This is a genomic window from Brevundimonas subvibrioides ATCC 15264 (genome assembly GCF_000144605.1).
GTDB classification, from domain to species: domain Bacteria; phylum Pseudomonadota; class Alphaproteobacteria; order Caulobacterales; family Caulobacteraceae; genus Brevundimonas; species Brevundimonas subvibrioides.
The window spans coordinates 2833987-2853473 of the sequence record NC_014375.1 but is presented as its reverse complement, the minus strand read 5'-3'; the positions used below and the strand labels follow the sequence as shown (position 1 = coordinate 2853473).

22 protein-coding genes are annotated in these 19487 nt (G+C 69.8%); 12 read left to right on the top strand and 10 right to left on the bottom strand.

Going from position 1 to position 19487, the window contains the following annotated elements; translation table 11 throughout:
• Nucleotides 1–8: 8 nt before the first annotated feature.
• The 6 genes from BRESU_RS14145 to lgt form a co-directional block, all read right to left on the bottom strand.
• Nucleotides 9–929 (bottom strand): ROK family protein, encoded by a 921-nt coding sequence (locus BRESU_RS14145; RefSeq protein ID WP_013270243.1) that lies wholly within the window; start codon nucleotides 927–929, stop codon nucleotides 9–11.
• Nucleotides 926–2431, bottom strand: a complete 1506-nt coding sequence (locus tag BRESU_RS14140) for a carboxylesterase/lipase family protein (protein WP_013270242.1) — start codon at nucleotides 2429–2431, stop codon at nucleotides 926–928. Before BRESU_RS14140 ends, BRESU_RS14145 begins: the two co-directional genes overlap by 4 nt.
• A 64-nt stretch (nucleotides 2432–2495) precedes the next feature.
• The gene (locus tag BRESU_RS14135) at nucleotides 2496–3680 is read right to left on the bottom strand and encodes an alpha-hydroxy acid oxidase (RefSeq protein WP_013270241.1); all 1185 of its coding nucleotides are present in this window, start codon (nucleotides 3678–3680) and stop codon (nucleotides 2496–2498) included.
• A 177-nt stretch (nucleotides 3681–3857) separates the two neighbouring features.
• Entirely contained in the window at nucleotides 3858–4631 is a 774-nt protein-coding gene (gene pgeF, locus BRESU_RS14130) for a peptidoglycan editing factor PgeF (protein WP_013270240.1), read from the bottom strand.
• The gene (locus BRESU_RS14125; RefSeq protein WP_013270239.1) at nucleotides 4628–5701 is read right to left on the bottom strand and encodes a class I SAM-dependent methyltransferase; all 1074 of its coding nucleotides are present in this window, start codon (nucleotides 5699–5701) and stop codon (nucleotides 4628–4630) included. The genes pgeF and BRESU_RS14125 overlap by 4 nt, the downstream gene beginning before the upstream one ends.
• Before the next feature lie 4 nt (nucleotides 5702–5705).
• Nucleotides 5706–6593: a prolipoprotein diacylglyceryl transferase gene (gene lgt / locus BRESU_RS14120; protein ID WP_013270238.1), complete on the bottom strand. Its 888-nt coding sequence runs from the start codon at nucleotides 6591–6593 to the stop codon at nucleotides 5706–5708.
• Nucleotides 6594–6769: 176 nt separating this feature from the next.
• Between lgt and BRESU_RS14115 the strand changes: the two genes are divergently transcribed.
• The 3 genes from BRESU_RS14115 (at nucleotide 6770) to BRESU_RS14105 (ending at nucleotide 8394) form a co-directional block, all read left to right on the top strand.
• On the top strand, nucleotides 6770–7060 hold the full coding sequence (locus BRESU_RS14115) for an accessory factor UbiK family protein (RefSeq protein WP_013270237.1): 291 nt from the start codon (nucleotides 6770–6772) through the stop codon (nucleotides 7058–7060).
• Nucleotides 7061–7139: 79 nt separating this feature from the next.
• A complete protein-coding gene (locus BRESU_RS14110) occupies nucleotides 7140–7640 on the top strand; it encodes a type III secretion system chaperone family protein (protein ID WP_013270236.1) in 501 nt (166 codons plus the stop codon).
• Between the two features lies 1 nt (nucleotide 7641).
• Nucleotides 7642–8394: a pyrroline-5-carboxylate reductase family protein gene (locus tag BRESU_RS14105; protein ID WP_013270235.1), complete on the top strand. Its 753-nt coding sequence runs from the start codon at nucleotides 7642–7644 to the stop codon at nucleotides 8392–8394.
• Here the strand turns inward: BRESU_RS14105 and BRESU_RS14100 are convergent.
• The 3 genes from BRESU_RS14100 to BRESU_RS14090 all read right to left on the bottom strand — a co-directional run bounded on the left by BRESU_RS14100 (nucleotide 8371) and on the right by BRESU_RS14090 (nucleotide 11010).
• Nucleotides 8371–8865 (bottom strand): hypothetical protein, encoded by a 495-nt coding sequence (locus BRESU_RS14100; protein WP_013270234.1) that lies wholly within the window; start codon nucleotides 8863–8865, stop codon nucleotides 8371–8373. The genes BRESU_RS14105 and BRESU_RS14100 overlap by 24 nt on opposite strands.
• 80 nt (nucleotides 8866–8945) lie before the next feature.
• Nucleotides 8946–10289 carry an ATP-binding protein gene (locus BRESU_RS14095; protein WP_013270233.1) on the bottom strand — a complete coding sequence of 448 codons (1344 nt, stop codon included), beginning with the start codon at nucleotides 10287–10289 and terminating at the stop codon, nucleotides 8946–8948.
• Between the two features lies 1 nt (nucleotide 10290).
• Nucleotides 10291–11010 carry a response regulator gene (locus BRESU_RS14090; RefSeq protein ID WP_013270232.1) on the bottom strand — a complete coding sequence of 240 codons (720 nt, stop codon included), beginning with the start codon at nucleotides 11008–11010 and terminating at the stop codon, nucleotides 10291–10293.
• Nucleotides 11011–11092: 82 nt separating this feature from the next.
• On the opposite strand from BRESU_RS14090, the gene BRESU_RS14085 reads away from it, so the two are divergent.
• From BRESU_RS14085 to BRESU_RS14060, 6 genes are all read left to right on the top strand, one after another.
• Nucleotides 11093–11971 carry a branched-chain amino acid aminotransferase gene (locus BRESU_RS14085; protein ID WP_013270231.1) on the top strand — a complete coding sequence of 293 codons (879 nt, stop codon included), beginning with the start codon at nucleotides 11093–11095 and terminating at the stop codon, nucleotides 11969–11971.
• Complete coding sequence (locus BRESU_RS14080) at nucleotides 11968–13143, top strand: 8-amino-7-oxononanoate synthase (protein WP_050762579.1); 1176 nt, start codon at nucleotides 11968–11970, stop codon at nucleotides 13141–13143. Before BRESU_RS14085 ends, BRESU_RS14080 begins: the two co-directional genes overlap by 4 nt.
• Complete coding sequence (bioD, locus tag BRESU_RS14075) at nucleotides 13140–13763, top strand: dethiobiotin synthase (protein ID WP_013270229.1); 624 nt, start codon at nucleotides 13140–13142, stop codon at nucleotides 13761–13763. The genes BRESU_RS14080 and bioD overlap by 4 nt, the downstream gene beginning before the upstream one ends.
• Nucleotides 13760–15022, top strand: a complete 1263-nt coding sequence (locus tag BRESU_RS14070; protein WP_013270228.1) for an adenosylmethionine--8-amino-7-oxononanoate transaminase — start codon at nucleotides 13760–13762, stop codon at nucleotides 15020–15022. The genes bioD and BRESU_RS14070 overlap by 4 nt, the downstream gene beginning before the upstream one ends.
• Nucleotides 15023–15109: 87 nt before the next feature.
• The gene (locus BRESU_RS14065; RefSeq protein ID WP_013270227.1) at nucleotides 15110–16381 is read left to right on the top strand and encodes a NupC/NupG family nucleoside CNT transporter; all 1272 of its coding nucleotides are present in this window, start codon (nucleotides 15110–15112) and stop codon (nucleotides 16379–16381) included.
• 17 nt (nucleotides 16382–16398) lie between these two features.
• The gene (locus tag BRESU_RS14060; protein WP_013270226.1) at nucleotides 16399–17019 is read left to right on the top strand and encodes a glutathione S-transferase family protein; all 621 of its coding nucleotides are present in this window, start codon (nucleotides 16399–16401) and stop codon (nucleotides 17017–17019) included.
• On the opposite strand, the gene BRESU_RS14055 is transcribed toward BRESU_RS14060, so the two are convergent.
• Entirely contained in the window at nucleotides 17020–17451 is a 432-nt protein-coding gene (locus BRESU_RS14055; protein WP_041762669.1) for a PaaI family thioesterase, read from the bottom strand.
• A gap of 48 nt (nucleotides 17452–17499) precedes the next feature.
• On the opposite strand from BRESU_RS14055, the gene BRESU_RS14050 reads away from it, so the two are divergent.
• The 3 genes from BRESU_RS14050 to BRESU_RS14040 are packed head-to-tail and all read left to right on the top strand — an operon-like array spanning nucleotide 17500 to nucleotide 19428.
• Nucleotides 17500–17820 carry a DUF3253 domain-containing protein gene (locus tag BRESU_RS14050; RefSeq protein ID WP_013270224.1) on the top strand — a complete coding sequence of 107 codons (321 nt, stop codon included), beginning with the start codon at nucleotides 17500–17502 and terminating at the stop codon, nucleotides 17818–17820.
• Entirely contained in the window at nucleotides 17804–18400 is a 597-nt protein-coding gene (locus BRESU_RS14045; RefSeq protein WP_013270223.1) for a uracil-DNA glycosylase family protein, read from the top strand. Before BRESU_RS14050 ends, BRESU_RS14045 begins: the two co-directional genes overlap by 17 nt.
• Nucleotides 18397–19428: an alpha/beta fold hydrolase gene (locus BRESU_RS14040; protein WP_013270222.1), complete on the top strand. Its 1032-nt coding sequence runs from the start codon at nucleotides 18397–18399 to the stop codon at nucleotides 19426–19428. Before BRESU_RS14045 ends, BRESU_RS14040 begins: the two co-directional genes overlap by 4 nt.
• Nucleotides 19429–19487 lie beyond the last annotated feature (59 nt).

Sequence of the window (19487 nt, the reverse complement as noted above, 5' to 3'; positions counted from 1 at the left end):
AGTCAGACTTAGCGCGATGCCGCGTCGCGGGCGTCGATCGCCAGCGCCAGCGCACCGAGAGGCCCCGCCCGATGACCCAGGCCCGGCGGGACGATGAAGTCGTCGATGCCCGCAGCGATCCGGTCGGCCACGCCATAGCCGTTGAGGCTCGCCAGCAGCGCGCTCCGGAGGCGCGGCAGAAGATGGGGCCGGCCCATCCCCAGACCGCCGCCCAGAAGAATGCGCTCGGGCGCGGTGGTCAGCACCAGGTTGTGGAACAGCGCCGCCAGAGCACCGACGACCGTATCCCAGGCCGGGTCGGTGCGTGACAGCTGCTCGGCGGGCAGGCCCGCGTGGGCCAGGACGGCCGGGCCGGACGCCAGGCCTTCGACGCAGTCGCCGTGATAGGGGCAGGTCCCGGCGAAGGACGATCCGGGCGGTCTCGGGATGCGCAGGTGCCCGGCTTCGGAATGGCCCAGGCCGCGCACCGGCCGTCCGTCGACGATCGAGCCCACGCCGATGCCGGTCCCCACGGTGACATAGGCGAACGAGTCCAGTCCCCGGGCCGCGCCCCAGCGCGCCTCGGCCAGGGCGACGCCGTTGACGTCGGTGTCGAACCCGACCGGGACCGCCCAGCAGCGCAGGCGTCGCAGGATGTCGAACCCGCTCCAGCCGGGCTTGGGCGTGCTGACGACGCAGCCGTGGGTGGGCGAGCGCGGGTCCAGATCCAGCGGCCCGAAACTGGCGACGCCGACGGCCTCGAAGCCGTGCCGGTCCCGCCACTGGCGCAGCAGATCGTCGATGGCGTCCAGCGTCGGATGAGGACCCGTGGTCTCGATCCGGGCCTGGGCGCGGATGTCGTCGGGACCCGTGCCCAGCATCATCAGGCATTTCGTGCCGCCCAGTTCGATGCCGACCTTGAGAGGCGCGGCGCTGGCCGGAGCGCTCATTCGCGCCAGGTCGCGGCGATCGGAAAGTCCGTATCCGGCTCGGCGCGGCCCTTGGCCAGCTGGTAGACCTGCCGGGTCCCGGCCTCGTATTCGGGCCAGGGGGCCGAGCCGTCGCGCGCGAAGTCGATCCAGACCTTCTGGATGCTGTCGGCCAGGGCCTGGGGCGGCGGTGTCTGGCCCAGCACGCCGATCGGTCCCGTGGCGGTCGCCAGGGTGTTGAACACGAACGGCACATCCACGGCGTGGCAGGCCCCGAGCTCTCCGCCCAGAGCGGGCGAGCGCCAGTCCATCTCGTAGAAATGAGTCCGGCCCTGGTGCGCCTGGGCATAGGCCCGTGCCGGCCAGCGGAAGACCAGGTCGGTCAGGGCCCGGGTCAGGGTCGCGCCGCCCGGAACGCCACGCTGGCCCAGTCCATAGCGGTTCAGAATGCCCAGCGCGCCCCGCTCGGTCCGGCTGAGCAGGAACCAGGCCAGCAGGCGCCCGAGCTTCGCCTTCACCCCCGTGGGGACGAAATACAGGTTCATCTCCTCGGCGTTCGTCCCGATCAGCACATCGATCTCGGCCCCCGCGCCTTTCGCCAGGGCCTGCAGGGGTGGAACCGGGATCACGTCGTCGCCATGGACCGGCAGGAATTTGCTGAGGCCATAGGCCGGGTCGCGACCGTTCTCGCCGCGCATGTCCAGGCCCGAGGTCGGGGCCTGGACGACATCCTGGGCGTCGAGTCCCGCCTGGATGCTGGCTGACCGAAAGCCGGCCACGTCGGCCGACACGCCGAGCACCTTCGCCAGCCGGTCCACGACCTTTCGCATCGTCCGGACCGACCGGACCATCGAGCCATGGCCGCTCTGCAGGATCGCGCGACGGAACAGGCCTTTCGCCAGGGGCGAGACCACCAGGTCGCCGATCGACATGGCGCCCGCCGACTCGCCGAAGACCGTCACATTGGCGGGGTCGCCGCCGAACCCGGCGATATTGTCGCGCACCCACCCGAGCGCTGCGATCATGTCGCGCAGACCCAGATTGGTGGGCACGCCGGGAATGGGCAGGAAGCCCTCGATCCCCAGACGGTAGTTGATCGTCACGCAGACGACGCCGTTCCGGGCGAAGCTCGTGCCGTCCTGTGTGGGCGCCGATGCCGTGCCGCCGACCCAGGCCCCGCCATGGATGAAGACCATGACCGGCAGGCCGGCCGCATCCGATCCTGCGGGCGTCCAGATGTTCAGGTTGAGGTAGTCGTCCCCCTTCACCCATCCGGATCCGACCAGCGGCGTCAGGTCCAGGGTGGGAAAATCCCGCAGCTGATAGGGTGCCGTCGGGCCGAACGCGGTCGCGTCCCGGGGTTGGTCCCAGGGGGCGTGCGGCTGTGGCGCGACGAACCTCAGGTCGCCAACCGGCGCGGCGGCATAGGGAATGCCCAGGTATCGCGCGACACCCTCTGACTCTCGACCCCGCACCGGGCCACAGGAGGTTTTCGCCATGACGGCATCGGAGACAGTCGACATGGGGCCTACCTTGGACCGGTCGGACCGCATCCCGAAGACGGTCCGATTTGCTGACAGGCCGTTTTCATTGACCGATCCGCAGCCGCGCGCCGACCTGCGGCCTGTGCCGGATGTGGCGTCGCGACAGGGACTGGATGGCCGGGACGCCCGCCAGGGCCAGCGTGCGTTCGAACTCGTCGCGCAGGATCGCGAGGGCCCGGGCGACGCCGGCCTCCCCGGCGGCCGCCAGCCCGTACAGATAGGGCCGGCCGATGGAACAGGCGGTCGCACCCAGCGCCACGGCCTTGACGATGTCCGAGCCGCGGCGGACGCCCCCGTCGCAGATGACGTCGGGCCCGTCGCCCAGGGCATCCCGCACGGCGGCGACCTGATCGATGGGCGCGGGCGCGCCATCCAGCTGACGTCCGCCGTGGTTCGAGAGGATCACGCCGCTCGCGCCCGAACCGATGGCGCGGGTGGCGTCCTCCGGCGTCATCAGCCCCTTGATCGCCAGGGGTCCGTTCCATTCGGAGGCGAGCCACTCGACGTCGCGCCAGGTCAGGCCGGGGTCGAACTGGCGGCCAATGAAATCGAACAGGCTCATCGGGTTGGTCGCCAGGGCATCGGTCCTGTGACTGACATTGGCCAGGTCGAACCGGTCTCCGGTCAGCGCCGGGATCGACCAGCCGGGATGCAGGGCGAAGTCCAGCAGGGATCGTGCCGTCAGCCGGGGCGGCAGGGACAGACCGCTTCGGCGATCGCGCAGCCGGTTGCCCGCGACGGGGGTGTCGACCGTCAGACACAGGCCGGCGTATCCGGCCTCGCGGCACCGCGAGACGAACTCGCGCGTGAGCCCGCGATCCTTGAACACATAGACCTGGAACAGCATCGGGACGGGGACCGTGGCCGCCAGATCCTCCAGCCGCGTCGTGCCCATGGTGGACAGGCAGTAGGGAAGGCCCTGGGCCGCCGCGGCGCGGGCGACGGCCGGCTCCGCGGCACCGTGAAACATCCGGGTGAGGCCGGTCGCGGACAGCATCAGCGGCCAGGCGGCCGGCTGGCCGAAGACGGTCGTCGCCGTCCGGATCGAGGAGACGTCCGTCAGGACGTCGGGCACGATCTCGTAGTCTGAGAAGGCCGTGACGTTGCGTCCGAGAGACCATTCCTCATCTGCCCCGCCATCCAGATAATCAAAGATCGGACGCGGCAGGCGACGGCGGGCTCTAAGTCGGAGGTCGTCGATGGTGTGGGCATGATCAATCGCTGACACCGTTTTTCTGTATCGATTGCTTCCGGCGGCCGGAAGCCCACCTTGACCCCCACCCGCCGATGAACGTGGGCGCATGATGAGGTGCACATCCTTGGTGTCGATCTGCACAGGGCGGTGCCCCGCGGCCACGGGGCTCGAGTTCTAGATACCCTGACCGCCAGGCACCGCGCGTGCCCCTCAGCCCAGCGTGATCGTCGACATCAGCCGACCGAAGTCTGGCTCGCCCCGCTGGAAGGCCCGACGGTTGGAATAGAAGACCGCCTCGTCCGCGCAGGTGTCATGGCCGGTCCAGGCCGCCTCGCCGACGCCGGCCTGCTCCAGCCGCCACACCACATAGCCGGGCAGGTCGAACATCCGGCGGTCCCCGGTCACGCCGTCCGCGAAGAACCGGCCCGCGCCCGGGTCGTGATGCTCGAACCGGTCCTGGAAGTCGGCCCCGACCTCATAGGACGCCTGGGCGATGCAGGGGCCGACCACGGCGATGATCCGGTCGGGCCGGGCGCCCAGGGCTTCCATGGCGGTGACGGCCGAATGGACCACGCCCCCCAGCGCCCCCTTCCACCCCGCATGGACCGCGCCCACGACGCGCGCCTCGGGATCCGCCAGCAGCACCGGCGCGCAGTCGGCCGTCAGCACCGCGCAGATCACGCCGGGCGTGACCGATACCACCGCATCGCCTTCCGGCCGGTCGCCGCGCCAGGGGCCGTCGGCGACGCGCGTGATCGCCGAATGGATCTGGTAGCAGCCGGCCAGGTCGTCCGGTCCACCGCCCATGGCGTCGGCCACCCGTCGGCGGTTCTCGGCCACCGCTGACGGATCGTCCGCCGACCCCAGCCCGGTGTTCAGCCCCTCGTAAAGGCCGGTGGAGACCCCGCCCTGTCGCGTGAAGAAGCCGTGCCGGAGGCCGGCCTGTGTCAGCAGCGGATGGGTGATCGGCTCAGGCACGCTCATGTCTCGAATCCCGGAACACTCAGGCTGCGGGGCGAGAAGATCGCCGCCGCCTTGAACAGCGCGCCCATCTGGTCGGGGCCCGTCAGCCGGGCCAGTTGCCGCCCGATCACCGGGGCCGCCTCCGGCCGTCCCGTCCTCAACCGCTCGGCCCGCGCCTCGATCCCCAGCCGTCGCAGGAAGTCGCCCTGTCCGACGCAGCCGGTGACGTCCGCGCCCGCCCGGACCGCCGCCTCCAGCACGGCCGGGAAGTCGGCCCACTGGGTCACGTCCGCCTCGCCCGGGGTGGCCAGGACATCGACCTTCGCATGGCGCCGCAACGCCTGCAGCGTGTCGCCCACGCCCGGCCGGTCCCGTCCGTAGTCGATCAGAAGGGCAGCGCCCGACGCCTCGGCCAGCATCGCCGCCAGATCGCGTCCGAACGCCGCCTGCTGCTCCGACGCCTCGATCACCTGGCCCGGCTCCACCTCGAACCCGGGCCGTTCGAACCCGCCGGTGATGCCGACCAGCCCGAAGGTCAGGTCGCCGCCGTCGGTCACCCCGACCCGTCGCTCGGCCCATCCACCCTCCGTCCGTACGAACTGACGCGCAGGCAGACAGTCCAGCACCTCGTTGGCGATCAGGATGACGGGGGCGTCGGTATCGATCTGTCCCAGCGACCGGACCCAGCGTGGCGAGACGTCGGCCTGCGCCAGCCTCCGCGCCTGAACCTCCCGCAACGGCCCGCTGGGCTCGATCAGGATCAGGTCGCAGGCCTCCAGGAAGCCGGGCGCCACCCGCGCCGCCCGCAGCGCGTCGTCCATCAGGGTGCCGTCGCCGGGGCCGACCTCGACCAGCCGGAACCGCTCCGGGGCCCCCAGTCTCTGCCAGGTCTCGACCGCCCACAGACCGATCAGCTCGCCGAACATCTGGCTGATCAGGGGCGCGGTGATGAAGTCGCCGCCTTCGCCCAGCGCCGGACGCGTCGCATAGTAGCCGTCGGTCGGATCGTGCAGGCACCGGGTGACGTAGTCGGCCACGGTCATCGGCCCGGTCAGGGCGATCTCGCGGGCCAGTCGGTCCTTCAAAGCCATGGGATCAGGCCTCGACGGGCTCCGCGGTGACCGCCGGCGGCCGCATCCAGGCGCGCCGGATCAGCCAGGCCCCGACCAGGATCATCGGCACCGACAGGATCATCCCCATGGTCAGGCCGAAGGGAAGCTGGTCCAGTCCGACGTCCGGCTGGCGCACATTCTCCAGCGCCGCCCGTGCCAGTCCGTAGCCCACCAGGAACAGGCCGGTGATGTAGCCCGGCTTGCTCAGCAGCCGCCATTTCCAGACCCCCAGCGACAGGATGCCCAGCAGCACGATGCCTTCCAGCCCGGCTTCGTAGAGCTGGCTGGGGTGACGCGGTTCGTTGCCCGCGGGGCAGAAGCCGTACAGCTGTTCGATCCGCGCGTTGCAGAACCGGATCGCCCACGGCACGTCGGTGGTGCGGCCCCACAGCTCGCCGTTGATGAAGTTGGCCAGCCGCCCGAACGCCAGCCCGATCGGCACCACGGGGGCGATGGCGTCGCCCAGGCTCAGCAGGTTGGCCTTGTGCTTGCGGGCGAAGAAGAACACCGCGACGCAGACGCCCAGGAAGCCGCCGTGGAACGACATGCCTCCGGTCCACAGCTGGAACAGCTCGAACCGCTCGCCCAGCGTCTCGCCGGTGAACAGCTGGGCGTACATGACCGGCTTGTAGAACAGGGCGTAGCCGAACCGGCCGCCCAGGATGATGCCCAGGGTGATCCACAGCACCAGATCGTCCAGCTGCGTCGTCGTGATCGGGGGCTTGCCGGGAAGCCAGACGCGCGGGCTCTTGAGGATCCGGGCCGCATAGACCCAGCCCAGTACGATGCCCAGGACATAGGCCAGGGCGTACCAGCGGATCGGCAAGGGCCCCAGCTGGATCAGGACCGGGTCGAACTCGGGAAAGGGCAAGCGCGGCGCTCCTGAAACGGCTGTCGCAGCCCTTTAGCAAGGGTCGATGCGTCACGCGAGCGTGACACGTTTCGGCCGCGTTTCAGCTTATGCAGGGGGTGGCCGGGTAAGGTTTCGTTCACCATATCAGGCAACCCTCCCTTAACGATGCTCGCATGTCCGGGCCGGAGACGATCATGCAGACCCGCAACCCCTTCCTCGACGAGTTCGCCAAGCTGTCGACCAGCGCCATGGGCCTGGCCCAGGCCGCCGGCGAAGAGGCGAAATCCGCCTTCCGCGCCCAGTCCGACCGTATCGCCGCCGAGATGGATCTGGTCCGGCGCGACGAGTTCGACGTGTTGAAGGCCCAGGTGATCGCCCTGCGCGCCGAGGTCGCCGAGCTTCAGAAAGCCGCCGCCGCCAAGGCGAAAGCGCCGAAAACGGGAACGTCCACAGACGGAACTCGTCTTCCGGACGCAGCCGGTTGAGCCGAATCCGCGAACACGCCTACCGTCCTTCCAAGGCTGCTGAGTCGCGGCCGACCTCCCACGAGATCGAGTTTTCCTGATGGACGTTGCCGGACACGAAGCCGACGCCCCCTTTGATCCGCTGGATGTGGTCGAGCACGTTCTGAACGCCGAGAACCTGCCGTTCGACCGCACCGACGACGGCGATCTGGCCTTCGCCCTGGCCGGAGACTGGAAGGACTACGAGCTGTGGTTCGCGTGGCGGCCCGAGGGCGACTGTCTGCAGCTGTGCTGCGCGCTGGACCTGCGCGCCACCAAGTCGCGCCGCAACGCGGCCTATGAACTGGTGTCGATGGTCAACCAGCGCACCTGGATGGGCCATTTCGAGGTCTGGGCCGAGGATGGCGAGATCGTCTTCCGCCACTCCCTCGCCCTGCCGCACGGCGAGCGCCCGACGCTGGCCCAGGCCGCCTCCATGATCGACGCGGCCGTCGAGGCCTCCGACCGCTACTATCCGGCGTTCGACTTCATGATCCGCGGCAACAAGAAGCCGCAGGACGCGATCGACTCCTGCCTGTTCGAGACCGTCGGCACGGCCTGACATGGCCGTCGGCGGGGTCACCCTCCTCGGTCACGGCCGTCTGGGGTCGGCCATCACCGAAGGCTGGCGGCTGGCTGGCATCGCCTTCGACCCCGCGATCCTGACCCGCCAGAGCCCCCCCGGCTGTCCGCCCGGCACCCGGACTCTCGTCATCGCGGTGAAGCCCGCCGCCTGGCGCGAGGCCGTCACCCCGCTGGAGGCCACCCTGCCGGCCGACGCGACCGTCCTGTCCGTCATGGCCGGTGTCCGTGCCGCCGACATCGCCGCCGTCCTGCCGGGCCGTCCCGTCGTCCGCGTCATGCCCACGACGGCGGTCGCCCAGGCCCAGGGCGTCGCCGCCATCTGGTCGGCCGATGCCGGGGCCCGCGCTCAGGCCCACAGCCTGTTCGACCCGATCGCCGACACCGTGGACCTGGAGGAGGAGGGGCTGATCGATGCCGCGACCGCCGTCGCCGGCTCGGCCCCCGCCTTCTTCTACGCCCTGGCGCAGGCCTTGGCGGAGGCGGGGTCCGAGGCGGGACTGTCGCCCGATGCGGCCAGTCGGCTGACGCGCGGTGCCTTGCGCTCGGCCGGGGCCGGGGCAGGGACCGATGCAGGACTCGACGACCTGATCGCCCGGATCGCCTCGCCCGGCGGCACGACCCGGGCCGGGCTGGACGCGCTCGAGGCGGCAGGGCTGGACGCAACCGCCCGCTCCGCCGTCCAGGCCGCGATCCGGCGCGCGCAGGCCCTAGCGGGAGACCAGCCGGCCTGACGCCAGATTGCTGGCCAGACGATCGTAGGCCCGCTCGGCGTCGTACCAGGTGCCGTAGCCGATCACGTCGGCCAGCGAGGTCGAATAGCGCGAGAACCGGACCGGGCGACGCTGCCCGTCCGCGGTCACGACCTCGCCCTCGATGGCGGCTCCGCCGATGGAGATACTGTCGATGATCGACAGACCGGGCTTGGCGTTCGCCTGTTCGATCGTGGGCCGGTTCGGCTTCAGGTCCGTCAGGACCAGGTTGATCTGGGCCCCCTGAAGGGCACCTTCGCGCTCCAGCTCGCGCGAGACCGTTTCGGTCAGTTGCGCGATCTGCCGGTCGACCTCGCGCTGGCCCAGCGTCCGGACCTCGCGGCTCAGGTCCCCGCCGACCGTGACATTGATCTGCGGGCTCTGGGCCAGGGCGGGCGACGCGGCGAGACCCGCGACCAGGGCAAGGGGAGCGAAAAAGGCGAGACGACGCATGGCGACCTCCGGAAATCTCTCGCCGGAAGATGCGCTTCCCCGGCCGGCTTCGCCAGTGCCGTCCCCGCAATGTGATGGGGTCAGCCCGGCAGGCGGATCAGGGCGCGCAGCCCGCCCAGCTCGCTGCGGGCCAGGGTGATGTCGCCGCCGTGCCCGCGCGCCACGTCCCGCGCGATGGCCAGGCCCAGCCCCACGCCCTTGCGGTTCTGGTTGCGGCTCTCGTCCAGCCGGCTGAACGGCCGGAAGGCCTCCTCGTGCATGTCGTCGGGGATGCCCGGGCCGTCGTCCTCGACCGCGATCTCCAGCCCGCCCGACGCCAGGGCCCGCGCGGTCAGCCGCACATGCTCGCCGTGCGCCGCCGCATTGCCCGCCAGATTGGCCAGGGCCCGTTTGAAGGCGATGGGCCGCAGGGACGCGGTCAGGCTGGTCGGGGCCGCGATCTCGACCTCGGCCCCGGCGCGTTTGACGTCCTCGCCCGCGGCCTTCAGCAGCGCCGACACGTCGACGGCCTGGGTGGCTTCCCCCGCCTCGCCCTTGGCGAAGGCCAGGTACTCGTCGATCATATGCTCCATCTCGTCGAGGTCGCCCTTCATGGCGCTCTGACGCTTGAACTGCGGGGCCAGGGCCAGCTCCAGACGCAGCCGGGTCAGGGGCGTGCGCAGGTCGTGGCTGACCGAGGCCAGCAGCGCCGTCCGCTGCTCGATGTGACGCTGGATCCGGTCGCGCATGGCCAGGAAGGCGACGGCCGCCTGCCGCACCTCGCGCGCGCCGTGCGGCTTGAATTTGGGCGACATCTCGCCCCGTCCGAAGGCTTCGGCCGCCTCGGCCAGCCGTTCGATCGCGCGGACCTGGTTCCTGATGAACAGGATGGCCACCCCCATCAGCAGCACTGTCGCCAGCATCAGCCACAGGACGAAGATGTGCGCCTGGGTCGCCACGGCCCGCTCGCGCGGGGCGATGATCCGCAGCACTCCCGTGGGCTGCTGCACCTGGATGTCCACATAGGCGGGATAGCGGGTCGTATCGAACCAGAAGGGCTGATCCAGCCGCGCCGCCAGGGCCGCTTCCAACGTCCGGTCCACCACGCCGATCGGGCCGCGGCGCTGCTCGCCGGGCAGTTTGGCGTCCGGTCGCAGCGCGATCGACAGCTGCATGGACCGCTCGCCCCGGTCGGCGATGACGGCCAGGTTCGCCGGCGTCGGCTCGTCGCGATAGCTCTCGGCCGCCCAGGCCACATCGCCGGCCAGTCCCTCGGACAGACGCGCGGTCACGGTCTGCCAGTGCATGTCGAAGAAGGCCCAGGTCACCGCCCCCTGCATGATCAGGATCGGCAGGACGATGATCAGCAGCGACCGTCCCCACAGCGTCGTCGGCAACTGTCTTTTCAGCACGCGCCAGAAGACGGGGAAGGGGAGTAGCCTCATGTCAGTCCGGGGCCAGCATATAGCCCACGCCCCGCACGGTCTGCAGATACCGCGGATTCTTCGGGTCCGCCTCCAGCTTGCGGCGCAGCCGCGTGACCTGGACGTCCACCGCCCGGCCTGTGATGTCGGCCGTGTCCGGGGACAGGTCCATCCGCTCGACCGGCGCATGGGCGTGCAGCGCCAGGGTCTTCAGCAACTGCGCCTCGGCCTCCGTCAGCCGCATGGGAACCCCGTCGCGGGTCAGTTCCAGCCGCTCGAGGTCGAACATGGCCGTGCCCAGCCGGATCTCGCGCGGCATGATCGGCTTGACCCCGGTCCGCCGCAGGATCGCGTCGATCCGCAGCGACAGCTCCTTGGGATCGAAGGGCTTGGACATGTAGTCGTCGGCCCCGCGCGACAGGCCGTCGATCCGGTCGGCCGCCTCGCCTCGCGCGGTCAGCAGCAGCACCGGGGTTCTGGACAGCTGCGCCTTGCCCCGTACCCAGGTGGTCAGTTCCAGGCCCGACTCGCCCGGCATCATGACGTCCAGCACGACCAGGTCGAACTCGATCAGCTCCATCAGGCGACGCGCGGCGGCGGCGTGCGCGGCCCCGGTGACGCGATAGCCCTCGCGCGCCAGATACTCCTTCAGCAGCTCGCGAATCCGGTCGTCGTCGTCGACGATCAGCAGATGGCGACCGACACCGGCCCCGGCCACCGGCCCTGAACGGCTACTGCTCATGCGAACATTCCCGGACGCGCGGCGTTGACCTCGGGCGCTTCGAGCGTTCTAAGCGAGAAATCTACGCAGGAGACGTTGTTCAATGGCCTTGGTTCCTTTCGACGATCGTGATGGCTGGATCTGGATGGACGGCGATTTCGTACCCTGGCGGGAAGCGAAAACGCACGTTCTGACCCATGCTCTGCACTACGGCTCGTCGGTGTTCGAGGGTGAGCGTATGTATGGCGGGGAAATCTTCAAGCTGACAGAGCATTCCGAGCGATTGGCGCGCTCTGCAGAGCTGCTGGACTTTTCGCTGCCGTACAGCGTGGCCGAGATCGACGCGGCCTGCAAGGAAACCTGCGCCCGGATGGGGATGGAGGACGCCTACATCCGTCCCGTCGCCTACCTCGGCCCGGAACAGGTCAGCGTCTCGGCCCTGAACAACAAGGTCCACGTCGCCATCGCCGTCTGGGACTGGCCCAGCTATTTCGATCCCGAGGTCAAGAAGAAGGGCATCCGGCTGGAGTGGGCCAAATGGCGTCGCCCCGACCCGGCGACCGCCCCGACCACCGCCAAGGCGGCCGGCCTCTACATGATCTGCACCATGTCCAAGAACGCGGCCGAGCGGCGCGGCTTCTCGGACGCCATGATGCTGGACTGGCGCGGATACGTCGCCGAGGCGACCGGGGCCAACGTCTTCTTCGTCCAAGACGGCGTGATCCACACCCCCGACGTGACCCACATCCTGAACGGCATCACGCGCCAGACTGTCATCGACATCGCCCGGGCGAAGGGCATCGAGGTGGTCGTGCGCCACATCCGGCCCGAGGAACTGGCCACGTTCAGCGAGTGCTTCCTGACCGGCTCGGCCGCCGAGGTGACGCCGGTCCAGTCGATCGGCGAATATACCTTCACGCCGGGCGATATCTCGCTGTCCCTGATGGACGACTACGGCAAGCTGGTGCGGCGTCAGTCCTGACACCGACGCTGACGCTGCCTGAGGCGACGCGGTCCCGGCCGGCCCTGCTGGCCGGGCATCGCGCGCATCTGGCCGACCTTCAGGACGCCCACCGCCTGCGGCGCCTCGCGCCCCGGGCCGGGCGTGATTTCGCTTCCAACGACTACCTCGGCCTTTCAGCGTCCCCGGCCCTTCGCCAGGCGGTGGGCGAGGCGCTCGCGCGCGGTGTCCCGATCGGGTCGGGCGGCTCGCGTCTGCTGCGCGGCAATCACCCCGAGCATGAGGCGCTCGAACAGGAGGCGGCGGCCGTCTTCGGCAGCGCCGCGTCCTTGTATTTCTCATCCGGGTATGCGGCCAACGCGGCCCTGCTGGCGACCCTGCCGCAACGGGGCGATTTGATCGTCCACGATGCCCTCGTTCACGCCAGCGCCCATGAGGGCATGCGGCTCGGCCGGGCAGAGGCCGTGGCCGTCCCCCACAACGACGCCGGTGCGGTCGAGGCCGCCATCGCCCGATGGCGCACGGGCGGCGGCGTCGGTCGCGTCTGGATCGCGGTCGAGAGCCTGTATTCGATGGACGGGGACCGCGCCCCCCTAGCCGATCTGGCGGTCATCGCCGATCGTCACGACGCCTTCCTGCTGATCGACGAGGCCCATGCGACCGGCGTGTTCGGCCCCGGTGGCCGCGGTCTCGCGGCCGGTCTCGAGGGGCGGGAAAACGTCATCACCCTGCGCACCTGTGGCAAGGCCCTGGGCTGCGAGGGGGCTCTGGTCTGCGCCGACCGGACGGTGATCGACTTTCTCGTCAACCGGGGGCGGGGCTTCATCTTCTCGACGGCGCCCTCGCCGCTGATGGCGGCCGCCTGCCGCGCGGCCCTGGGCCTGATGCAGGACGAGACCCGTCAGGCGCGGCTGGCGACCCTGATGGCGGAGGCGGGGAGGCTGCTCGCCGACCGATTGGGGATCCCGTCGACCGGGGCCCAGATCGTGCCCGTCGTTCTGGGCAACGACGCCCGCACCATGGCGGTGGCGCAGGGTCTTCAGGCCCGGGGCTTCGACGTGCGCGGCATCCGGCCGCCCACCGTCCCTGCCGGCACCGCCCGACTGCGGCTGTCCCTGACGCTCAATGTCGCCATGACGGATGTCGAGGATCTGGTCGAGGTGCTGGAGCCGCTGCTGGAGCCCGCCGCATGAGCCGTTTCGTCGTCACGGGCACGAATACCGACATCGGCAAGACCGTCTTCGCCGCCGCCCTGACCCGGGCGCTGGACGGCTGCTACTGGAAGCCGGTGCAGGCGGGGCTGGAGGACGGCACCGATGCCCTGCGCGTCGCGACCCTGACCTGCCTGCCCGCCGACCGCATCCTTCCCGAGGCCTGGCGGCTGGGGACCCCGGCCTCGCCGCACCACGCGGCCGATCTGGAGGGCGTCCGCATCGACGCCGACGCCCTGATCCCGCCAGACTGCGAGCGGCCCCTGATCATCGAGGGGGCGGGCGGGGCACTGGTGCCGCTGAACCACGATGTCCTGTTCGCCGACGTCTTCGCCCGCTGGGGCCTGCCGGTCGTGGTCTGCGCCTCCACCGCCCTCGGCACCATCAACCACAGCCTGCTGACGCTGGAGGCCCTGCGGTCGCGCGGGGTGCCCGTGCTGGGTGTGGCCTTCATCGGCCCGGCCCAAGAAAGCTCCGAGGCCGCCATCGTCCGCTTCGGGCAGGTGAAGCGACTGGGCCGGCTGCCCTGGCTTGAGAGCCTGACGCCGCAGACGCTCGAAGCCGCCTTCGCCGAGGGGTTCGACACCCGGGACTTTTCATGAGCCCGGTCTGGCATCCCTTCACCCAGCACGGGCTGAACGAGCCCATCCCCGAGGTCGTGCGTACGGAGGGGGCCGCCCTGCACACCGCCGACGGGCGGCGCGTGATCGACGCCATCTCCAGCTGGTGGGTCATCACCCACGGTCACAGCCACCCCCGGCTGCAGGCCGCGATCCGCAGTGCCAGCGAGCGGTTTGACCAGATCATCTTCGCCGGCTGGACCCACGAACCGGCCGAGAGCCTGGCGCGTGGCTTGGTCGACATGACGCCCGAGCCCCTTCAGCACGTCTTCTATTCCGACAGCGGCTCGACGGCGGTGGAGGTGGCGCTGAAGATGGCGCTGGGCTTCTGGGCCAACACGGACCGGCCTCGCCACCGCATCGTGGTGATGCAGCACAGCTATCACGGCGACACCATCGGAACGATGTCGGTGGGCGAGCGGGGCGTGTTCAACCAGGCCTATGCGCCGCTGCTGTTCGACGTGGCGACCGTTCCGTTCCCGGCAGCGGGTATGGAACAGGCCAGCCTCGACGCCCTCGACGCCTTTTGCCGGCAGGAGCCGAAGCCCGCCGCCTTCATCGTCGAGCCCCTGATCCTGGGGGCCGGCGGCATGCTGATCTATTCCGCCGAGACCCTGCGCGCCTATGCCGGGATCTGCGCCCGCCACGGGGTCCTGTTTATCGCCGACGAGGTCATGACTGGCTGGGGCCGCACGGGCACCCTGCTGGCCTGCGAGCAGGCCGGGGTGTCACCGGACATCCTGTGCCTGTCCAAGGGATTGACCGGCGGAGCCCTGCCCCTGGCCGCGACCCTCGCCACAGCCCCGATCTTCGAGGCGCACCGGTCGACCGACCGCTCGAAGATGTTCTTCCACTCGTCCAGCTATACCGCCAACCCGATCGCCTGCGCCGTGGCCGCCGAGAACCTGGCGATCTGGCGCGACGAGCCGATGCTCGATCGGGTCACGGCCCTCGGCAGCGCGCAGCAGGCGGGTCTGGACTGCATCGCCGGCCATCCGGCCCTGTCCAACCCTCGCCGCCTCGGGACCATCGCCGCGGTGGACTTTGACGGCGCGCGCGGAGGCTATTTGTCCGGCCGGGGACCGTGGCTGAAGGCCTTCTTCGCCGAGCGGGATCTGCTGGTCCGCCCGCTGGGCGATACCGTCTATGTGATGCCCCCCTATTGCATCGATCCGGCGGACCTGGATCGCGTCTGGCAGGCCATCGGCGAGGCGGCCGACACCATCGATGCGCAGGACTGAGGCGAAGGGGCTTGCAGCCCGGCCTCCAGTCGCGTTCAAGCGGCACCGCGGATCCGCCCGGAACGGATCGGGGAAAGACGAACACCCATGTTCACGACACTGAACCTCCAGAGCCTCGGCGGCCTTATCGCCATCGTCGCCGCCTGCTGGCTGATGTCCGAGAACAGGGCGCGGTTTCCCTGGCGGCTGACGCTGGGCGCGATCGGGGTTCAGGCCTTGCTGGTTCTGGCGCTGTTCGCCATTCCGGGATCGCAGGGCGTGCTGGCCGCCGTCACGGGGGCCGTCGACGGCCTGGCGATCGCCACCTCGGAGGGCACGAAATTCGTGTTCGGCTTTCTCGCGGGGGGAGATCAGCCCTACGCCGTCACCAACCCGGGCGGCCTGTTCACCTTCGCCTTCAACGTCCTGCCCCTGATCCTCGTCATCTCGGCGCTGTCGGCCCTGCTGTGGCATTGGAAGATCCTGAAGTGGATCACCCTCGGTTTCGGCTTCCTGTTTCAGAAGACCATGGGGCTGGGCGGCGCCTCGGCCCTGGCCGTCGCGGCCAACATCTTCCTTGGCATGATCGAGAGCCCGATCGTCATCCGGGCCTATCTGGACAAGCTGACCCGGTCCGAGATCTTCCTGATGATGGTGGTGGGTCTGGCCACCGTCGCGGGCTCCACCATGGTGGCCTATGCCTCGATCCTGTCGGCGACCCTGCCCAATGCGGCCGGCCACGTGCTGGTCGCCTCGATCGTCTCGGCCCCGGCCGGGGTGCTGCTGGCCCGCATCATCATCCCGGAAAAGCCGGGCGAGGGCGGGGCGGTGGCCGACTACGGCTCGGCCCTGAAATACGACTCCGCCATCGACGCCATCGTCAAGGGCACGGCCGACGGCCTGATGGTCGTGCTGAACATCTCTGCCGTGCTGATCGTGTTCGTGGCCCTGGTGGCGCTGGTCAACATCATGATCGGCGGCTTCTGGATCTTCGGCGATCAGGTCACCGTGCAGCGCCTGCTGGGCTGGCTGTTCATGCCGGTCGCCTGGCTGATGGGCGTGGACTGGTCCGAGGCGGGCCGGGCCGGCTGGCTTCTCGGCACCAAGCTGACCCTGACCGAGTTTGTCGCCTTCATCGAACTGGGCAAGATCCCGTCCGGGGACATGAGCGAGCGCACGCGCATGCTGATGACGTATGCCCTGTGCGGCTTCGCCAACATCGGCTCGGTCGGCATCACCGTCACCGGCCTGTCGGTCCTGATCCCGGAGCGCCGCGAGGAGGTTCTGGGCATGGTCTGGAAGGCCCTGTTCGCCGGCTTCCTGGCCACCCTGATGACGGCGGCGGTTGTGGGCGCGATGCCCGCCTCCATATTCGGCTGAACGAAAAGGCGGATCCGATGAAGCTGTATGATTCCTTTCGGGCCCCCAACCCCCGGCGCGTCCGCTGGGTCATGGCCGAAAAGGGCATCGAGGACGTCGAGATCGTCCAGGTCGACATCATGTCGGGCGACCACAAGACGCCGGACTACCGCGCGAAAGTTGGCGTGCCCCATGTTCCCGCCCTGGAACTGGACGACGGCACGGTGGTCTCGGAATCGGTCGCCATCTGCCGCTATCTGGAAGCGCTCTACCCCGAGCCCAACCTGTTCGGACACGACCCGCGCGAACAGGCCGTCGTCGAGATGTGGACCCGCCGCTGCGAATTCTATCTGGCCAACCCCATCATGCTGAACGTGCGCCTGACCCACCCGGCCCTGGCCGTTCTGGAAGCCACCCAGCAGCCCCAGGTCGCCGACTACAACCGTGTGTCAGCCGAGCGCTTCATGAAGACCCTGGACCGGCATCTGGCCGAGCATGAGTTCATCGCGCTGGACCGCTTCACCATCGCCGACATCGTCGGCGCGGTCGGGCTGGATTTCGCGCGCATGGTCAAATACCGCCCGCCCGAGGAGTTCACTCACCTGGCCCGCTGGCTCGACGCCTGCCGCGCCCGCCCGGCCGCGAAGGCCGGCATCTGATCAGCGCGAGGTGAACTTCCGGATCACGCCCGAGAAGGTCATCAGCGTCCGTTCGCCCGTGGTGATCTGGCCGCGCACGAAGATCAGCGACCCGCCGGCCCGCACGACCTCTCCGGTCGCCTCGACCAGGTCGCCCACATAGGCCCCGTCGATGAAGGTGGAATCCAGCTGGATGGTCACGCCGTTCTTGCCCTCCATCTCCTGATAGGCGGTCTGGAACAGGGCGATGTCGGCGAAGGTCATCAGGCAGCCGCCGTGCATCCGGTCGCCGGCGTTCATGTGCTTGGGCTCGGCCCGGAAGGCGCATCGCATCCGCCCGTCGGGGTCGGGCTTGAAGTAGAACGGACCGACGGTCTGGTCGAAGGTGCCGTGCAGGTCGTAGGTCTGCCAACCGGCGAACTCGCCCTCCGTGACTGTAACTTTGGCGACCATTCCGAACTGAGCCTTCTTTTCGTTCCCGCAGTGCAGCATATAGGACCGATGAGCGATCCAATCGAAGCGGCAATTTTCGAAACCCTGGCAAAAGCCGACCCCAAGGGCGTCGGCGGCAAGTCCGTCGAGCCCGCGGACGTGGCCAAGCACATCCAGACAGAGCAGTGGCAGCGCGTCCTGCCCAAGGTCCGTGCGACCGCCCTGCACCTGATGCGTCAGGGCCGGCTGACGATCACCAAGAAGGGCAAGGTCGTGGATCCCGCGAACTTCCGGGGTGTGACCCGGCTGCGTCTGCCGACGGAGGCCGAGACGGCCGCGGCGCTCGCGGCCCTGCCGCCCAAGCCCGAGGTCGATGACGACTTCGTCTGATCTGGACGCCGTCCTTTCGGACATCCGGGCCTGCCGCGCCTGTCTGGGTGAGCTGCCCCATACTCCGCGCCCGGTCGTTCGCGTCTTTCCCGAGACCCGGCTGCTGATCTGCGGCCAGGCCCCCGGACGGCGCGTGCACGAAAGCGGCCTGCCGTTCACCGACCCCTCCGGCGACCGCCTGCGCGACTGGATGGGCGTCGACCACGAGACCTTCTACGCCGACCACAGGATCGGCGTCGCGGCCCAGGCCTTCTGCTATCCGGGCACCGCGCCGAAGGGCGGAGACTATCCGCCGCCGCGTCGCTGCGCCGAGCTGTGGCGGCCCCGGCTGCTGCAGGCCCTGCCGCGGATGGAGCTGACCCTGCTGGTGGGCGGTCACGCCCAGGTCTGGGCCCTCGGCGATCGCGCGAAGTCGACCATGACCGACACCGTCCGCGCCTGGCGCGACTACGGGCCCGCCGTCCTTCCCCTGCCGCACCCGTCGTGGCGCAACACCGCCTGGCTGCGGCGCAATCCGTGGTTCGAGGCCGAGGTCGTGCCGTATCTTCGCCAGAGGGTTCAGGGCATGCTCCGCGGATGATCCGGCGGACGCTGCTGACGGGGTTGATGCTGGGGCTGGGGGCCTGCGCCTCCCCCTATGTCCAGTCGCCGCTTGCGCCCCCGCCGGGCTTCACCGGTCCCCGGATCGAGCCGGGAGCCTTCGTCGTGCAGGACGGCGCGCGCCTGCCGTATCGCCGATGGTCACCGGGTTCGACCGAGCCCCGGGCCGTCGTCATCGCCCTTCACGGCATGAACGATCACGCCTCCGCCTGGCGTCTGGCCGGCCCCTGGTGGGCCGAGCGGGGCATCGCGACCTATGCTTATGACCAGCGGGGTTTCGGCGGTGCCCCGGGGCGCGGCGCCTGGGCGGGGGAGGCCCTGCTGGTCGAGGACCTGCGCACCGTCGTCGCCCTGGTCCGCGCGCGGCATCCGACGGCGCGCATCGCCGTGGCGGGCGAAAGCATGGGCGGTGCGGTGGCCATCTGCGCCTTCGCGTCCGATCGCCCGCCCGTCGCCGACCAGGCCATCCTGCTGGCCCCGGCCGTCTGGGGCTGGTCCAGCCAGAACGTCGCCAACCGCGCCAGCCTTTGGGCCGCCGCCCGCCTTCTGGGCGGACGCGCCGTCGAGGCCCCGGACTGGGCCGTGCGCGACATCCGCGCCACCGACAATCTGGCCGAGCTGGTCGCCAACGGCACCGATCCCCTGTTCATCCGGGCGACCCGGTTCGACACCCTGTCCGGCCTCGTCGACCTGATGGAGAGCGCCGCGCGCCAGCTGGGTCAGGTCCGCGTCCCGACGATGCTGATGTACGGGGCGCACGACCAGATCATCGAGCCCGGTCCGATGCGGCGCGCCCTTGTCCAGGCGGGCGATCCACCGAACCTGCGCACGGCCTGGTATCCCGACGGCTGGCATCTGCTGAACCGCGACCTTCAGGCCGAAGTCGTCTTTCGGGATGTGGCGGCGGTGCTCGCGGATCCGGCGGCGATCCTGCCTTCGGGGGCGGGCGATGTCCTCGCCGGCCTGACACTTTCTCGCCGTTCACCCCGACACTTAAACCGCCGTTAACCAGACGGGCGGCAGTTTCTGCCTAGCGGAGGGGTCTGGGCTCCCGCGACAGTATTTGG

Coding starts and splice junctions, on each gene's coding strand:
- BRESU_RS14145 (WP_013270243.1), bottom strand. CDS start 929: ATGAGCGCTCCGGCCAGCGCCGCGCCTCTCAAGGTCGGCATCGAACTG.
- BRESU_RS14140 (WP_013270242.1), bottom strand. CDS start 2,431: ATGTCGACTGTCTCCGATGCCGTCATGGCGAAAACCTCCTGTGGCCCG.
- pgeF (WP_013270240.1), bottom strand. CDS start 4,631: ATGAGCGTGCCTGAGCCGATCACCCATCCGCTGCTGACACAGGCCGGC.
- BRESU_RS14125 (WP_013270239.1), bottom strand. CDS start 5,701: ATGGCTTTGAAGGACCGACTGGCCCGCGAGATCGCCCTGACCGGGCCG.
- BRESU_RS14115 (WP_013270237.1), top strand. CDS start 6,770: ATGCAGACCCGCAACCCCTTCCTCGACGAGTTCGCCAAGCTGTCGACC.
- BRESU_RS14110 (WP_013270236.1), top strand. CDS start 7,140: ATGGACGTTGCCGGACACGAAGCCGACGCCCCCTTTGATCCGCTGGAT.
- BRESU_RS14105 (WP_013270235.1), top strand. CDS start 7,642: ATGGCCGTCGGCGGGGTCACCCTCCTCGGTCACGGCCGTCTGGGGTCG.
- BRESU_RS14100 (WP_013270234.1), bottom strand. CDS start 8,865: ATGCGTCGTCTCGCCTTTTTCGCTCCCCTTGCCCTGGTCGCGGGTCTC.
- BRESU_RS14095 (WP_013270233.1), bottom strand. CDS start 10,289: ATGAGGCTACTCCCCTTCCCCGTCTTCTGGCGCGTGCTGAAAAGACAG.
- BRESU_RS14090 (WP_013270232.1), bottom strand. CDS start 11,010: ATGAGCAGTAGCCGTTCAGGGCCGGTGGCCGGGGCCGGTGTCGGTCGC.
- BRESU_RS14085 (WP_013270231.1), top strand. CDS start 11,093: ATGGCCTTGGTTCCTTTCGACGATCGTGATGGCTGGATCTGGATGGAC.
- bioD (WP_013270229.1), top strand. CDS start 13,140: ATGAGCCGTTTCGTCGTCACGGGCACGAATACCGACATCGGCAAGACC.
- BRESU_RS14070 (WP_013270228.1), top strand. CDS start 13,760: ATGAGCCCGGTCTGGCATCCCTTCACCCAGCACGGGCTGAACGAGCCC.
- BRESU_RS14065 (WP_013270227.1), top strand. CDS start 15,110: ATGTTCACGACACTGAACCTCCAGAGCCTCGGCGGCCTTATCGCCATC.
- BRESU_RS14060 (WP_013270226.1), top strand. CDS start 16,399: ATGAAGCTGTATGATTCCTTTCGGGCCCCCAACCCCCGGCGCGTCCGC.
- BRESU_RS14055 (WP_041762669.1), bottom strand. CDS start 17,451: ATGGTCGCCAAAGTTACAGTCACGGAGGGCGAGTTCGCCGGTTGGCAG.
- BRESU_RS14050 (WP_013270224.1), top strand. CDS start 17,500: ATGAGCGATCCAATCGAAGCGGCAATTTTCGAAACCCTGGCAAAAGCC.
- BRESU_RS14045 (WP_013270223.1), top strand. CDS start 17,804: ATGACGACTTCGTCTGATCTGGACGCCGTCCTTTCGGACATCCGGGCC.
- BRESU_RS14040 (WP_013270222.1), top strand. CDS start 18,397: ATGATCCGGCGGACGCTGCTGACGGGGTTGATGCTGGGGCTGGGGGCC.